Source organism: Nocardia thraciensis, from assembly GCF_054782435.1.
On sequence record NZ_BAAGSM010000018.1, the window covers coordinates 49901 to 64508 of the forward strand.

Below are 14608 nucleotides of genomic sequence, written 5' to 3' on the forward strand. Positions count from 1 at the left end.
ACCCTCCTATCGTGGAAGCACTTCCCCTACAATGTTATACCCTCCTAGATAATTGGGCAGCGCCTCGTGTACCAGGTATCGCGTTTCGGACGCCAAGATCAGCTCCCGCTGATCCGGATAGACGCTCCATGTCCCGATCCAAAGACCATGACTACCCGCCGGTATATCCAAATCCAATTGGTACTTTTTCTCCTCCTTTCCAATGCCTTCGATCTCTGCTAATTCCTTGTTCGCAAATTTGGATGCATCCATATCGATACTTGCCCGATTCGCACCCAGACTCGTCGAGATGAAACGGCTTTCGGTCTGAACGACTCCACGCAACGACTCCATCAGTTCCGGAGTGATGGGGCGGGAGCCTATTCTGTTTCCGTCCGCGTCGACAAGGAAATCGATGTCTTGCAATTCGCGAGTTGCATGGACGGGATCGGGTAGAGGGCGATCCACAGCACGTTCGATCAATTTTGCATCTCGGAGCACAGCCTCAGGAGTGAGGTCGCCTTCGAAGAATTTTTCGGCTCGCCTGAAGCCGAAGGCGTCGATCCATGTTTCATCTATTTTTCCCTGCGGTTCGGGGCTATTCAATATTTCTGTTATGATTCTCCTCTGCTGGTCGGTGAGGCCGCTCCTGATGCTCAGCGAGTGCAGCAAAGCAGGGGTCGGGACGGGTCTTTCACCGGTGAGCGGAGCCAGGTGCTTGTAAACCAACTGCGCTTTCGACCATTGTTCGATCTGTTGTTCGACCCGGGCCGTCGGAGGGTCTGCATCCCGCAGGAATTTGAAGGGGTACCCCCATTCGGTGTATTTTCTCACCGCATGGAGTTGTTCGGGCGGTAAACTGTCCCGGATCGGGCCGAGAACTTCTTCACCATACCGTTCCGCTGCCGCATTTGTTTCGAAATGCAGGTACCCCCCACGGATCTGGACTTCAGGCGGAAGACTACGGCCACGGAACTGTCCGAGCGACAATTCCCCGGGGCGGTAGAGATTCCCCTCGCTTCCGATGCGCTGGACCTGTCGGGAGCCGTCCTCGTCCGCATCACCCAGTATTCTGCGTGCCGAGCGGACCTCCTCGGCCACCTCGCCCAACTTGACGTGCAAATGCGGACCGGCCCGGCGGCTGATCAGTTCGACCATGTCGTCCCGCACCCGCTGCAACAGCTGCCACTGCTGCAACCCGGGTACGCCCCTCATTCAGTCACTGGCACTCGCGCCGATACCCGCACTCCGCCGCGAGCGCGGTCAACCGGATGTCGAGCGTCTTGGCAGCCCTGCCACATGCGGTATTTCCTGTCACCTTTCGGGGATATATGGTTCCGCTGCATTCGGTGCGGACTGCACCGTCCGCCATTGCGTTCGAATCGCATACCCGGCGCTGATATGAGCCGGAAGACAGTTTGTCGCTCGAGTACCGTGCGGTCATCGGTAGGTAATAGGTACATCGGCCGATATCGAAACCGGACTTCGAGTGCGCCGATCGAGTTTCGCCCTGGGCGAATCGAGGCCCGGCGAGGGATGGCTTGCCCTCAACCATTGTTGAGGTCCTAGTGTCGGTGCCCTCGGGTTCAATAGCCCGACGACGAAGGAGCGAACAGATGAGTATCGAGTCGGAGGCGTGGAGTCAGCTCTACCGGCAGGCGCACGCGCCACAGGAACGGCGCGCGCTCAGCCGCGCCACGGCTCTGCGCATCCTGCGGTTCGCGCGGCCGCATCGTCGGGCGCTGATCGGATTCCTGGCGTTCAGCATCGTCTCGGCGGTGCTGGCGGTGGCGAATCCGGTGCTGGCCGGGCGCGTGGTCAACAATATCGTCGGGCACGCCGCGCCGAACTCGGTGGTGCTGCTGGCGCTGGTGATCGGCGCGGTCGCGGTGGCCGACGCCGGGCTCGGCGTGGTGGTCAGGTGGCTGTCCTCGCGCATCGGTGAGGGCCTGATCCTGGACCTGCGCACGGCCGTGTTCGACCACGTGCAGCGGCTGCCGATCGCCTTCTTCACCCGCACCCGCACCGGCGCCCTGGTGAGCAGGCTGAACAGCGATGTGATCGGCGCGCAGCGCGCGTTCAGCACCACCCTGTCGGGCGTGGTCACCAACGTGGTGACGCTGCTGCTCACCCTGGTGGTGATGGTGCAGCTGTCCTGGCAGATCACGCTGCTGGCGCTGGTCATGCTGCCGTTGTTCATGATTCCCGCGCGGCGCATGGGCGTGCGGGTGGCCGGGATCCAGCGCGAGGCCGCGCAGCTCAATGCCGCCATGAGCACCCAGATGACGGAGCGGTTCTCCGCGCCCGGCGCCACGCTGGTGAAGCTGTTCGGCCGCCCCCGGCAGGAGTCGGCCGAATTCGCGCTGCGGGCGAGCCGGGTTCGCGATATCGGGGTTCGCACCGCCATGTTGCAGACGGTGTTCGTGACCGCGCTGACACTGGTGTCTGCGCTGGCGGTGGCGCTGGTGTACGGCCTCGGCGGCTGGTACGCGCTGCGCGGGCAGCTGGACGCCGGTTCGGTGGTGGCGCTGTCGCTGCTGCTGACCCGCCTGTACACCCCGCTCACCGCGCTGGCCAGCGCCCGGGTCGACATCATGTCGGCGCTGGTGAGCTTCGAGCGGGTCTTCGAGGTGCTGGATCTGAAACCGCTGATCCACGATGCCCCGGGCGCGACTTCCGTTCCGGCGGGCCCGGTTTCGGTGGAGTTCGATTCCGTGCACTTCGGCTACCCCTCGGCCGACAAGGTGTCGCTGGCCTCGCTGGAGGATGTCGCGACCCTGGATACCCGCGGCGGACACGAAGTGCTGCACGGGATTTCGCTGCGCGCCGAGCCCGGGCAGATGGTCGCGCTCGTCGGATCCTCCGGGGCGGGGAAATCGACCATCGCCCAACTGGTTTCGCGGCTCTACGATGTGGATTCCGGCGCCGTGCGGATCAACGGAGTGGACGTGCGCGAGCTGACCGGACGCTCCATCCACGACACGGTCGGCCTGGTCACGCAGGACGGTCATCTGTTCCACGACACCATCCGCGCCAATCTGCTGTTGGCCCGCCCCGAGGCGACCGAGGCCGAGCTGTGGGATGCGCTGGGGCGCGCCCGCCTGCTGGATCTGGTCGGCTCGATGCCCGATGGCCTGGACACGGTGGTCGGCGAGCGCGGCTACCGGCTCTCCGGCGGTGAGCGCCAGCGCCTGACCATCGCCCGCCTGCTGCTCAAGCAGCCGCGCGTGGTGATCCTCGACGAGGCCACCGCCTCGCTGGACTCCACCTCCGAGGCGGCCGTGCAGGAGGCCCTCGCCGAGGCCCTCGAGGGCAGAACGGCCCTCGTCATCGCGCACCGCCTGTCCACCATCCGCAACGCCGACCAGATCCTGGTCCTCGAGGAGGGCCGCATCGTGGAACGCGGGACGCACGCACAACTGCTCGCCGCGGGCGGCCGCTACGCCGAGCTGTACCGCACCCAATTCGCCGACGCCAGCAGCGCGCCCGTCGCGGCGTGAGGCGCACCGACAACGGCGCGGCGGCGTCCGGTGATGCGGAGGTCGCCTCGCCGTACCGGCCCGCCCGCGTGCGTAATCTGGACGAGTGAGTGCGATCGACCTCGGCCGCAGGCGCGTGGTGGAGCGGGACTTCGCAGGTCCGTTCGCCGCGTCGCCGGCGGGTGCCGCGATGATCGGGTATCGCGACGGCGGTGGGCTGGATCTGCGCGTCGCCGGGGTGCCGGCGGTCACCCTGGTGATCGAATTCGGGGACGGCGAACTGGTCGTCGACGATGCGGACGGCAGCCGGGCACTCGGTGGATTCGTGGTAGGGCTGCCCGCCGAGGCCATGCGCATCCGTACCCAGCGGGCAGAGTGCATCGAGGTGCGCCTCTCGCCGATACAGGCGTATTCGCTGCTGGGTGTTCCCCCGGCCGAGTTGGGCCGGGCCGCCGTCGGCATGGAAGAGCTGTGGGGACGGCAGGCGCGACAGCTGCGCGAGCAACTAGCGGCCGCCACGACCTGGGAGGAACGCTTCGCACTGACGAAATCGTTTCTGACACAGCGGGTCAGACCGATGCGGGTGCCCGACCCGGAGGTTATCGCAGGGTGGCATCGCGTCCTCGCCTCGCGCGGCCAGGTGCGGGTCGCTGAACTCGCCGAATCCCTCGCGTGGAGTCGTCAACGATTGTGGGCCAGGTTCGAATCGCAGATCGGCCTGACGCCCAAGCGCGCGGCGATGCTCGTCCGGTTCCGGTATGCGGTCGACGGCCTGCTGGCGGGCCGACCAGCCGCCGACGTGGCGGCGACGTGCGGGTATACCGATCAGGCACATCTGTGCCGGGATGTGTCGATCTTCGCGAACCACACGCCGGGCGCGCTGACGGCGAACTACCTGCCCGCGATCGCCCGGGAGCGCTACCGGGCCTGGGGAACATTCTTCCAATATCAGGCGGCACCGGTCAGCCGATAGTGGTGTTCACCTCGGCCGGAGTCGGCAACGCCGACCCTCGCCCGAACACCTACGAGAGGACTGCCGTCGTGACCACCCCCCTCGAATCCGCGGCACTGGAAGCCGCCCTCGCCACAATCCACAGTGCGGGCATGCCGGGAGCATTCGCCGAAGTCCGCGAGGGCGACGAGATCTGGCGCGGGGCCGCCGGGGTCGCCGATCTCGCCACCGGCCGAGCCGTCACCCCGGACATGCGGCACCGGGTAGGCAGCATCACCAAGTCGTTCACCGCCGCGGCCGTACTGCAGTTGGTCGACACCGGCGAGACCGGCCTGGATACCCCGATCGGCCACTATCTGCCGCGATTGGTCCCCGGCGCGCGCGGCGCCGACATCACGGTCCGGATGCTGATGAACCACACCAGCGGTCTCGCCGAATACCTCCCGTACGCCTACCCGTCCCTCGCGGGGTTTCCCGTCGTGGCGAAGACGACCCCGAAAAGCCTGGACGACAACAGGTTTACGCGATTCCACCCGGCCGAGCTGATCGGAATGGGCGTCGCCGCACCCGCCGTCGGAGATCCGGGCGCGACGCCGGGGGCGTACTCCAACACCAACTACCTGCTCATGGGCCAACTCCTGGAGCAGGTGACCGGCACCGCGGCGGAGAAGTGCGTCACCCGCGACGTCATCGAGCGCGCCGGGCTCCGGGACACCGAGCTTCCGGATGGTCCGCATATCCAGGGGCCGCATTCGCTGCACTACGAGGCATGGTTCGGCATGATCGACCCGCCGCGCGACTACAGCGTCTACGACATGTCCTGGGTGAGCCCGGCGGCCTCGCTGATCTCGACCGTCGCGGATCTCAACCGCTTCTTCGGCCTGCTGCTGGCCGGGGAGATCGTCAGCCGCTCGGCGCTGACGGAGATGCAGCGCGCCGTCCCCGTCGTCTCCTTCGAGGGCAAGATCATCAATTACGGTCTCGGGCTGCACCGGTGGGAGATTCCCGGCCACGGCACATGGTGGGGTCACGACGGCTCGGCGTGGGGAAGCGGAGCGATCTCCATGACCCGCGCCGACGGCGAGCGGCAGCTGTCGGTCGCGGTGAACCTGCAGCGGTGGAACAGTCTCTCCGAGTCCGGAATGCCGCAGCCCCATCCCATCGATGCGGCGCTAGCGACCTTCCAGCTGGCGGCACAGGGCGGCTAGTGCCGGGCTCCGTAGGCCAGCGCGAAGCTGTCCTCGTAGGCGGCCTCCGCCTTCGTGCCGCGGCGGCCGATCCTTCGTGTTCTAGCGATTCGAACTCAGGCATCGACCTCGGCCAAGCGGGGCGCCACCGGTGCGACCGCGTGGCTCCGGCGTTCCAGCACCCGGGACCACGCGACGACACCCAGCGCGGCTACCCCCAGCGCCGCGCCGATCCACGCCACGGACGGATAACCCAGTCCCGCACCGATCGCGAGGCCCCCGACCCACGGGCCCACGGTGATGCCGACGTTGAAGGCCACCGTGTTACCCGCGGCGCCGAGGGTGGGCGCGGTCGGCGCCAGCGCGAAGACCCGGCTGTTGAGCAGCGGGTTGATGGCGAGAGCGAACGCGCCCAGCAGGAAGGCCAGCGGCACAACGGAAATCGCGTACTGCGCCGTAAGGGCCAGCAGGGCCAGGGTGAGGGTGAGCGCGGACACTCCGACGACCAGCGTCCGCATGGGGTAGGCGTCGGCGGTCCGGCCGCCGACGATGATGCCCCCGACCGCACCGACTCCATAGACGAGCAGCACCACCGGCACCCAGCCGTCGGACAGTCCCGTCTTCTCCGTCACCAGAGCGCCCAGGTACGCGAAGGCCGCCATCTGCGCGGACGTCGCCAGAATCGTGGTTCCGTAGAGCAGCCCGACCGGCCTGGTGGCCAGGCCGCGCAGCTCGCGGCCCACTCGTGGCGCCTCGGCGGAGCGGGCATTCGGGATCACCGCCAGTACACAGATCATCGCGACCGCCGACAGCACCGCGACCGCCCAGAAGGCGGCCCGCCAGCCCAGATGCTGGCCGATGAAGGTACCGGCGGGAAGTCCGGCGATATTGGCGACGGCGAATCCGCCCGCGACGATGCTCATCGCCTTGCCCCGCTCGTTCTCCCGGACCAGCCCGACGGCGGTCAGGGAGGCCACCGCCCAGCACCCGGCGTAGACGAACGCGGACACCACCCGGGTGGCGAGCAGTACGCGATAGTCGGAGGTCATCGCGGCCACCACGTGCGCGGCGATGAACACCGCGATGAACGACACCAGGGCGGTGCGCCGGGACCAGCGCGCGGTCACGACGGCCAGCACCGGCGCGCCCAGCAGCATCCCGATCGCGAACGCCGAAATCAGCCAACCGGCTTGGGGCACCGAAATCCCCAAGCTGCCGGACAACTCGGTGAGCAGGCCCGAGAGCATCAGCTCCGAGGTGCCCTGGGCGAAAATTGCCAGACCCAGGATGTAGACGGCGGCAGGCATAGATTTCCCTCCTGTTTTGGATCGTTCAGTCCATAATTGGCGCACACGTGGCGCACGTTCGGCGCGGCGATCACATCGCCGGATCGGTCACCGCGCGCGGCGCCTCACAGGCAAGTCAGCGCGACATTCGCGATGCCCTCCAAGGCCTTTCGCGTGGCGCCACCGCGGGCAGCCACGCGCATGCCGCCGATCGTTGCGATCACGAAATGCGCGAGATCCTTCGCGTCCCCGGCCTTGTCGATTTCACCGGCGCGCTGGGCGGCGCGGATCAGTGCGGTCAGCGCGGCCAGTCGCTCGTCCTCGTCGGCACGTAGCAGCCGGCGGATCGCCGCGTCCCGCTGACCCAGCTCGACGGTCGCGTTCACGACGAGGCAGCCCACCGGATCATCCGAGGGCGCGTCCACACTCAGCCACAGCAGCGCCCGGATCTTGTCCTTGGCCGTGCCCTCCCCGTCGAGCAGTTCGAACATGCGGGCGTTCTTCTCGGCCATGTACAGCCGCAGCGCCCGCTCGAAAAGATCGTGTTTGCTGGTGAAGGTGTTGTAGATGCTGCTACGGCCCAGGCCCGTGGCCGCGCAGAGGTCCTGCGTGGAGGTGCCTTCGTAACCGGCGGTCCAGAAGGCGCGCAGTGCCGCGTCCACCGCCCGCTCCTCGTCGAACTGCTTGGGTCGCGCCATGGGGCGACCGTAACACGTTTTGGATACTTCAGTCCAAAACTGTCAGAACTCTCCGGCGACCCCGAGCACCGTCCGGCCGGAATGGCGTCCGGCGCTGATCGCGGACAGCACCTGTTCGGCCTCGGTCACCGGGGCGTAATTCTCGTAGTCCGATAGGTGTTGCGGCTTCAAGTCTTTACCCAGGCGCGCCCACAGCTTCCGGCGCTCGTCGATCGTGAAGTGGGCCGAGTCGATCCCCAGCAGCGCGACGCCGCGCAGGATGAAGGGCATGACGGTGGTGGGCAGCGCGGTGCCGCCGGTCAGGCCGCTGACCGCGGCCGCGCCGCCGTACCGGATCGAACTCAGCACGTAGGCAAGGGATTTCCCGCCCACGCTGTCCACCGCGCCCGCCCACTGCGCCTTGCCCAGCGGGCGAATCTTGGCCTCCGGGTCCTCCGGCAGCCGCCCGATCACCGACTTCGCGCCGAGTGCGGACAGCCGCTCGCCCGCATCCGTCTTGCCGGTCGAGGCGACCACCTCGAATCCGAGACCGGCCAGAATATCCACGGCCACGGTGCCGACCCCGCCGGTCGCACCCGTCACCAGCACCGGGCCGGACGCGGGGGTCACGCCGCGCTCCAGCAGGGCCTGCACGCTCATCGCCGCAGTGAAACCGGCGGTGCCGAGGGCCGCGGCCTCGCGGGTGGTCAGGCCGTCGAGCCGCACCACCCATTCCGCCGGGACGCGGGCATATTCAGCGAATCCGCCGTTGTGCGCCACGCCGATGTCGTAGCCGTGCGCGACCACGAGGTCGCCGGGCGCGAATTCGGGATCCTCGGAACTCACCACCTCGCCGGTCAGATCGATGCCCGGGATGATCGGATAGTCGCGCACCACCCCGCCACCCGGCGTGATCGCCAGCCCGTCCTTGAAATTGGCACTGGAGAAGTGCACCTTGATCGTCACCGTGCCCGCGCCCAGGAAGTCGTCGCCGACCTCCTCGCGCGCCAGCACCACGCCGCTGTCCGTCTCGTGCGCCACCATCGCCCAGAACCGCATGCGTCCGAGCATAGGTGTGGACCGCGAGCCGAGCGCGGATTCCGAACCCGTCCGGGCCGAAGGAGCGGACCGTGGCGGCGTTCCCGGTGTGCGCGGCCGGTATCGGTTGCCGTCGTCAGCGGTCGTAAGACGCGACGCCGACCGGTCCGGCTCCGACACACAGATCCAAACCCGGTGTGCGCGAGGCGATTCGCAGCACCGATCCGCCGCCCACCACGCGCACGAACGCCGTGTGCAGGCCCGCCCGCACGGGGACGGCGACGGCACGCCCGTGCTCGAGCCCGACCACGATGCGGCCGTCACGGTCGGCGAAGTAGTTGAGCTGGGCGGTCCAGCCGCTGTCGAGCATCGGGCCGTCGAGCGGGAGCTCGACGGGCGCCTCGCCCGCGACGCGATATCCGCAACCCGGTTCGGGGCCGGGCCGGATCCCGCGGTTCCACCACACCTGCGCCGGGACGACCTCGCCGGTGTCGGTGATCATCCGCAGCCGCGGCGTCGAATCCGCGAACGCGTCCGGCGCCACGGGCGACAACACTCGCCGGGCCAGATTCTGCGGATACGCGAGCGGGGTCAGCACCCCCCACGGCACCTCCTGATCCAACAGCGGAGTCCGATCCGCGGCGAGCGCAGGCGCCACATTCGTGAGATAGGTCCGCGTCGGACTGACCGACCAGGACCGCGTATAGGAGGCGGTCGACCACAGACTGCTGACCACGAAGCAGGCCGCCAACGTGACGGCAACGGCCCGCGGTGCTCGTCGGCCAGTTCCCCGCGCCTCCCGAGCGGCCGCGGGCCCGCTGTCATCGCGCGCAGCACGCGACCGTGGTCCGTTCTGGAGAATCGACCGCACACGTGCGGGAATCGAACGCGGCACGGTCGCGCGCCGATGCGTGCGCAGGAGTAGGGCGCCCGCCGCCGTCAGCACCACCGTCACGTCGGCCAGGTACCGCAGAGACTGCATGAGTTCGGCCGCGGTGTTCGGGCCGCCCCGGATCAGCGCCACCGGTAGCTGGGCGGCGATCACGTAGGCCGCCACCAGGATCCACACGGGCGCCACCCGGGTCCGGGTCCGGATGGTCAGCACGGCCGCGGCGCTCAGCGCGAACCAGGACAGGGCGACGGCCCAGCCCGGCGGCACCGCCCAGGGCGTCGACGGCAGCCAGCGCGCCCACGCCCAGGGACCGCCCAGCAGCGCGGGCACGATGCCCAGCGAGGTCGCACTGTGCAGCAGGTTCCGGAGACCACCCGGGTCGCTGTGGACCCCGGAGGTGTCGAAGACCGTGAGGTATACAGCCGCCCAGCACATCAACACCACCGCCGAACCGGCCCACAGCGCCGCGCCGCGCCGCGCCACGGCCCGCAGCACCCCGGTGCGCCCGTCGATATGACCGACCAGTGCCGCCACCGCGAAGGCCACGAACGGGACCACGACCGACTTTTCGAAGAACAGCAGTGCGACGGCGAGCACGACGCTCCCGGACACCGCGTGGCGGCGGCGTCCGGTGCGCACCAGCAGCACCGCGTCGCCGACCACCCACGCCAGGGCGATCTGCAGCGGCAGCGCGTTCAGCGCCGCGGCCCACCAGGCGAACGACGGCAGCGTCAGCGGGCAGCACAGATAGAAGACCAGCGGCAGCAGGCTCACCCAGCGAGTGCGCCGGACACCGGCGCTCCGATCCAGCACGACGAGCATCCGGAGCACGGCCACCGATGCCGCGAGTTGCAACACCAGCATCGAGACCACCGGCCCGCCCCACACCAGCGGCGCCACCTTCGTGACGAGCCAAGCCACGGCGAAGGCCAAAGGCATGAAGTGCCCGTCGTGGTTGTACATCAACAGATCCGAGGACAGCAGCGGATACGTACCGGCCCGCCCCACCAGAATGAGGTCGTCCCAGTAGAAGTACCCGCTCCCCGCCACCCAGCCCCGAATCCCCAGCTGCACCGCGATGAGACCCGCGGCGACCACCAGCGGCGAGGGCAGTCGCACGCCGTCGCGCGACCGCCGGACAGACCCGCGCACCGGAGCGGCGACAGGGGTGGCGTTCATGGGCACCCACGGTATCGAAAACTTGCTGTGTCAATCTGTCACAGATACTGTGACCGATCTGGGTCGGGGACCACAGCGGCAGCCGAGTTGCCGTGCACGCCAGCGCACTTCGGTGCGGCAGGCGCGGCTGCCCCGACAACCGGAGAGGTGAGTGATGCCGAAACGTGTGCAGTTGACGCATGAGCTGGGCAGCCGCGACGGCAGCGCGGTGGTCGTCGCCGAGCCCAGCCGGTGGGCCGATCCGTTCCGCGCGGGGGCGCACCCCGGCGCCACCCGCGAAGTCGTCACCGAGCAGTTCCGCATGTGGCTGGTGCGCAGCGACGACGCCGACGCGGTCGCGATGCGCACGGCCCCGCACGAACTGCGGGGACGGGATTTGGCCTGCTGGTGCACCCCGGGCGACCCGTGCCACGGCGACGTCCTGCTCGATCTGGCCAACGCGGACCGGGATTCCCGCGCCGACCGCTGAGGTCAGTCGAAGGTCGGCGTGCGCTTGCCCAGGAAGGCGGCGATGCCCTCGCGCCCGTCGGCGGAATCGGCGCAGGCGGAGATGAACGCCGCCTCGCGGGCGAGCTGCTCCTCCAGATTGTGGCTGGAGCTGACCAGCAGCAGCTTCTTGACGTTCGCATTGGCGTGCCTGGGCCCGATGGCGAAGCGTTCGGCCAGTTCGTCGACGACGGCGGTGAGTTCGGCGTCGGGCACGACCCGGTGCGCCAGGCCCCAGTCCAGGGCCTCGCCCGCGGACAGCGCGCGGTTGGTGAGCATCAGGTCCTGGGTGCGGCGCAGTCCGATCAGGCGGGGCAGGTAGTAGGACGCGCCGCCGTCCGGGCTCAGCCCGGCGCGGGTGTAGGCCATCGTGAACGAGGCCGATTCACCGGCGATCACCAGGTCACCGACTACGGCGAGGCTGAAACCGGCCCCGGCGGCGATGCCGTTGACCGCGGTGATCAGCAGCGCGTCCATCCGGGCGAAGGACGAGATCGCCTCGTGCAGGTCCTCGGCCAGATGTTTGACGTAGCTGCCGGCGCCCGCCTCCTCGGCCGCCATCGCCTTCAGATCGCCGCCCGCGGAGAAGAACTTGCCCGCGCCGGTCAGCGTGACCACCTTCAGCGTCGGATCGTCGGCGCACCGGCTGGCCGCCTGCGCCAGCTCCCGGGCCAGCAGGTCATCGATGCCGTTGGCCGCGTCCGGCTTGTTCAGGGTGATCCTGGCGATGCTGCCGCTCTGCTCGAACCGCAGGGTCTGGTACTGGCTCATGCGCTGCCTTCCGTGTATTTCCTGCTATCTGATCTTGCCGCACCGTGCTGGTTCGAAACGTCCGTTCCGGTCGCCGGATTCACTGCGGCACCAGCTCGAGACGAACGCCCAGCAGCCGGACCGGCCGATCGAGTTCGAACCGGCCCAGCACCTCACGCGCGGCCTGCACGATCTCGTCGACATCGGTGGTCGGCGCCGGAAGTTTGCGCTGTTTGGTACGCGTGAAGAACGTACTGCTGCGCACCGTGACCCCCACACGCTGGGTGATTCGGCCCGCCGCGGCCATCTCCTCGGCGACCTCCGCGGCGAGGCGGGCCACCTGGGTCTCGATCTCGGCGCGGTCGGTGAGGTCGCTGGGAAAGGTCTCGGACTTGCTGCGGCCCACCGGTATTCGCGGCTCGGTCACCACGTCGGTGTCACCGCGACCGTGGCCGAGCACGCGCAGGTACGGGCCGGTATTGGGGCCGAACTCGGCGGCGAGCACGGCGCGGTCGGCGGCGGCCAGGTCCGCGATCGTCTCGATGCCGAGTTCCGCCATCCGTTTGGCGATGCGCGCACCGACGCCCCACAGGGCGGTGGTCGGGCGGTGGGCCATCAGCTCGGTCCAGTTGTCGGCGGTGAGCCGGAAGACCCCGGCTCCCGTGGACTCCGCATCGCCGCCGGAACCGCTCTTGCCCACCGCCTTGGCGAACCCCGTGGCGAGTTTGGCCCGAAGCTTGTTGTCGCCGATGCCGATCGCGCAGGTGAGGTCCAGTTCGGCGATGGCGGCGCGGATCTCGGCGGCGAGCCTTTCCGGATCGTCGGTGTCGGCGGCGAGGAACGCCTCGTCCCAGCCGAGTACCTCGACCCGGACGGGGAAGGTGCGCAGCAGATCCATGACCTCCTCGGAAGCCTCCTCGTAGGTGGTCATGTCCAGCGGCAGGAAGACACCCTCGGGGCATTTGCGGGCCGCGGTGCGCAGCGGCATACCCGCGCGCACCCCGAAGGCCCGGGCCGGATACGACGCGCAGGTCACCACCTTGCGCGGTTCGGCCGGATCCCCGTTCCCGCCCACGATGACCGGCCGACCCCGCAGGTCCGGGTGTCGGCGGAATTCCACCGCCGCCTGGAACTGGTCGAGATCGACATGCAGCAGCCACCGGGGCATGACTGACAGTCTGCCCGGTTCGAGACGTTCGCGGTGATTCGGTCCCGGACCACCCGCGATGCCACTACCGTGACGGCCGCGCAACTGGATGTGCCCGATCAGTTGCACATCACACGATTTGAACCGGAACGTTTGGGGCATGTAGACATCCGACCGAATGGATAGGTTTGGAGATCGGCAACAGGTGCGCAACAGGTCGGGGAACGAAGTGATAGCAGGTGAATGACGGAAATCTAGAGAAAGGTTCGCATCCACCCAGGTTGTCGCACCTGCGCCCGACATTGTTCGTGCTGGCCGTCACCGCCGTCGCGGCCGTGGTGTTCATCTTCACGACGGTCGATCCCTGGCTGGACAAGGCCGGGATGCTGGATGGCGGCCTCGACGCGCATATCTACCGCGACGGTGCCTGGAAGATCCTGCACGGGCATTCGCTGTACACCGAGGAGACCTACTTCGGCCTGCTGTACACCTATACGCCGTTCTCGACGCTCGCGTTCATCCCCATCGCGCTGTTTCCGTGGGGCTGGGTCACCAATACGTGGATGGCGGTCAATCTCGGTGTGCTGTTCGGCTGCGTGCTGCTGAGCTGGCGGCTGCTGGGCTATCGGATCGACCGCAAACTGGCCGCGGCCAGCGCGCTGATGGCGCTCACCTGCGTATTCATCGAGCCCGTACGCACCACCCTGTACTACGGGCAGATCAACCTCATGCTCATGGCGCTGGTGCTCTGGGACTTCTCGCGCGGGGACCGCAGCCGGCTGCGCGGGATCGGCGTGGGCGTGGCGGCGGGCATCAAGCTCGTCCCGCTCTATTTCGTCGTGCAGTTCCTCGCGATGCGGCAGTGGCGTTCGGCCGCCACCGCGGCGGGCACCTTCGTGGCCACGATCCTGCTGTCCGCGCTGGCGCTGCCCGGTGACTCCCGGCAGTACTGGGGCTCGACCTTCTTCCAGTCCAATCGGATCGGCGAGGACGCGCACCCCGCCAACCAGTCCATTCGCGGCGCGATCGCGCATCTGCTCGGTCTGCATTCGGCGCCGATGTGGCTGTGGATCCTCATCGCGGGCGCCACGACGGCGGTGAGCCTGGCCCTCACGGCCGGGTTGTACCGGCACGGGGAGCGCCTGCTGGCGGTCACCCTCGCCGGGATGACCGCCTGCGCGATCTCGCCGTTCGCCTGGGGACACCACTGGGTGTGGTTCGTGCCGCTGCTGGTCTATATCGCGCACCGGGCCCAATCCCGGCCGGGCTGGTGGGCCGCCGCCGTGGCGCTGATGCTCGCGATCGGCGCCTGGGCCTACCACTGGAGCGACACCTATGTGAGCGTCGGAATCTTCCTGCTGCCGCCGTGGTGGACGGTCGCCCCGCTGTTGATGAACGCATACGTGTTCATCTACGCCGTGGTACTGGCGGGGGCCGGAGTAATGCTGCGGCGGACACGACGCGCCGACGTCGCGCCGCCCGAGGGTGATCTCCCGCCCGCCGCCGACGACACCGCGAAGACCCTGGATGTCACAGAGAAGTCGGATGTCGCATAG

The 14608-nt window shown here is 68.3% G+C and carries 12 protein-coding genes; 5 read left to right on the forward strand and 7 right to left on the reverse strand.

Translation table 11 applies throughout. The annotated features are described in order from the left end of the window. Positions 1-6: 6 nt before the first annotated feature. Positions 7-1137: an ADP-ribosyltransferase gene (locus ACYVLQ_RS09675; protein ID WP_460697063.1), complete on the reverse strand. Its 1131-nt coding sequence runs from the start codon at positions 1135-1137 to the stop codon at positions 7-9. 458 nt (positions 1138-1595) lie between these two features. Between ACYVLQ_RS09675 and ACYVLQ_RS09680 the strand changes: the two genes are divergently transcribed. From ACYVLQ_RS09680 to ACYVLQ_RS09690, 3 genes are all read left to right on the forward strand, one after another. Continuing rightward, positions 1596-3479 (forward strand): ABC transporter ATP-binding protein, encoded by a 1884-nt coding sequence (locus ACYVLQ_RS09680; protein WP_460697064.1) that lies wholly within the window; start codon positions 1596-1598, stop codon positions 3477-3479. Positions 3480-3564: 85 nt separating this feature from the next. Next, positions 3565-4431 (forward strand): helix-turn-helix domain-containing protein, encoded by an 867-nt coding sequence (locus ACYVLQ_RS09685; RefSeq protein WP_460697065.1) that lies wholly within the window; start codon positions 3565-3567, stop codon positions 4429-4431. Positions 4432-4499: 68 nt separating this feature from the next. Continuing rightward, positions 4500-5618 (forward strand): serine hydrolase domain-containing protein, encoded by a 1119-nt coding sequence (locus ACYVLQ_RS09690; protein WP_460697066.1) that lies wholly within the window; start codon positions 4500-4502, stop codon positions 5616-5618. A 95-nt stretch (positions 5619-5713) separates the two neighbouring features. Here the strand turns inward: ACYVLQ_RS09690 and ACYVLQ_RS09695 are convergent, their stop codons facing one another. The 4 genes from ACYVLQ_RS09695 to ACYVLQ_RS09710 form a co-directional block, all read right to left on the reverse strand. Continuing rightward, the gene (locus ACYVLQ_RS09695) at positions 5714-6904 is read right to left on the reverse strand and encodes a Cmx/CmrA family chloramphenicol efflux MFS transporter (protein WP_460697067.1); all 1191 of its coding nucleotides are present in this window, start codon (positions 6902-6904) and stop codon (positions 5714-5716) included. A gap of 104 nt (positions 6905-7008) precedes the next feature. Continuing rightward, positions 7009-7581 carry a TetR/AcrR family transcriptional regulator gene (locus ACYVLQ_RS09700; RefSeq protein ID WP_460697068.1) on the reverse strand — a complete coding sequence of 191 codons (573 nt, stop codon included), beginning with the start codon at positions 7579-7581 and terminating at the stop codon, positions 7009-7011. A 42-nt stretch (positions 7582-7623) separates the two neighbouring features. Further along, positions 7624-8619: an acrylyl-CoA reductase family protein gene (locus tag ACYVLQ_RS09705; protein ID WP_460697069.1), complete on the reverse strand. Its 996-nt coding sequence runs from the start codon at positions 8617-8619 to the stop codon at positions 7624-7626. 115 nt (positions 8620-8734) lie between these two features. After that, positions 8735-10669 carry a hypothetical protein gene (locus ACYVLQ_RS09710; RefSeq protein ID WP_460697070.1) on the reverse strand — a complete coding sequence of 645 codons (1935 nt, stop codon included), beginning with the start codon at positions 10667-10669 and terminating at the stop codon, positions 8735-8737. 154 nt (positions 10670-10823) lie between these two features. Here ACYVLQ_RS09710 and ACYVLQ_RS09715 point away from each other — a divergent pair, with 154 nt between their 5' ends. Then, positions 10824-11138 (forward strand): DUF4326 domain-containing protein, encoded by a 315-nt coding sequence (locus tag ACYVLQ_RS09715; RefSeq protein WP_460697071.1) that lies wholly within the window; start codon positions 10824-10826, stop codon positions 11136-11138. 2 nt (positions 11139-11140) lie between these two features. Here the strand turns inward: ACYVLQ_RS09715 and ACYVLQ_RS09720 are convergent, their stop codons facing one another. Then, positions 11141-11926, reverse strand: coding sequence for an enoyl-CoA hydratase/isomerase family protein (locus ACYVLQ_RS09720; RefSeq protein ID WP_460697072.1), 786 nt, complete (start codon positions 11924-11926; stop codon positions 11141-11143). A gap of 79 nt (positions 11927-12005) precedes the next feature. Next, positions 12006-13073, reverse strand: coding sequence for a DNA polymerase IV (locus ACYVLQ_RS09725; RefSeq protein WP_460697073.1), 1068 nt, complete (start codon positions 13071-13073; stop codon positions 12006-12008). 260 nt (positions 13074-13333) lie between these two features. Between ACYVLQ_RS09725 and ACYVLQ_RS09730 the strand changes: the two genes are divergently transcribed. Next, positions 13334-14608, forward strand: a complete 1275-nt coding sequence (locus tag ACYVLQ_RS09730) for a glycosyltransferase 87 family protein (protein WP_460697074.1) — start codon at positions 13334-13336, stop codon at positions 14606-14608.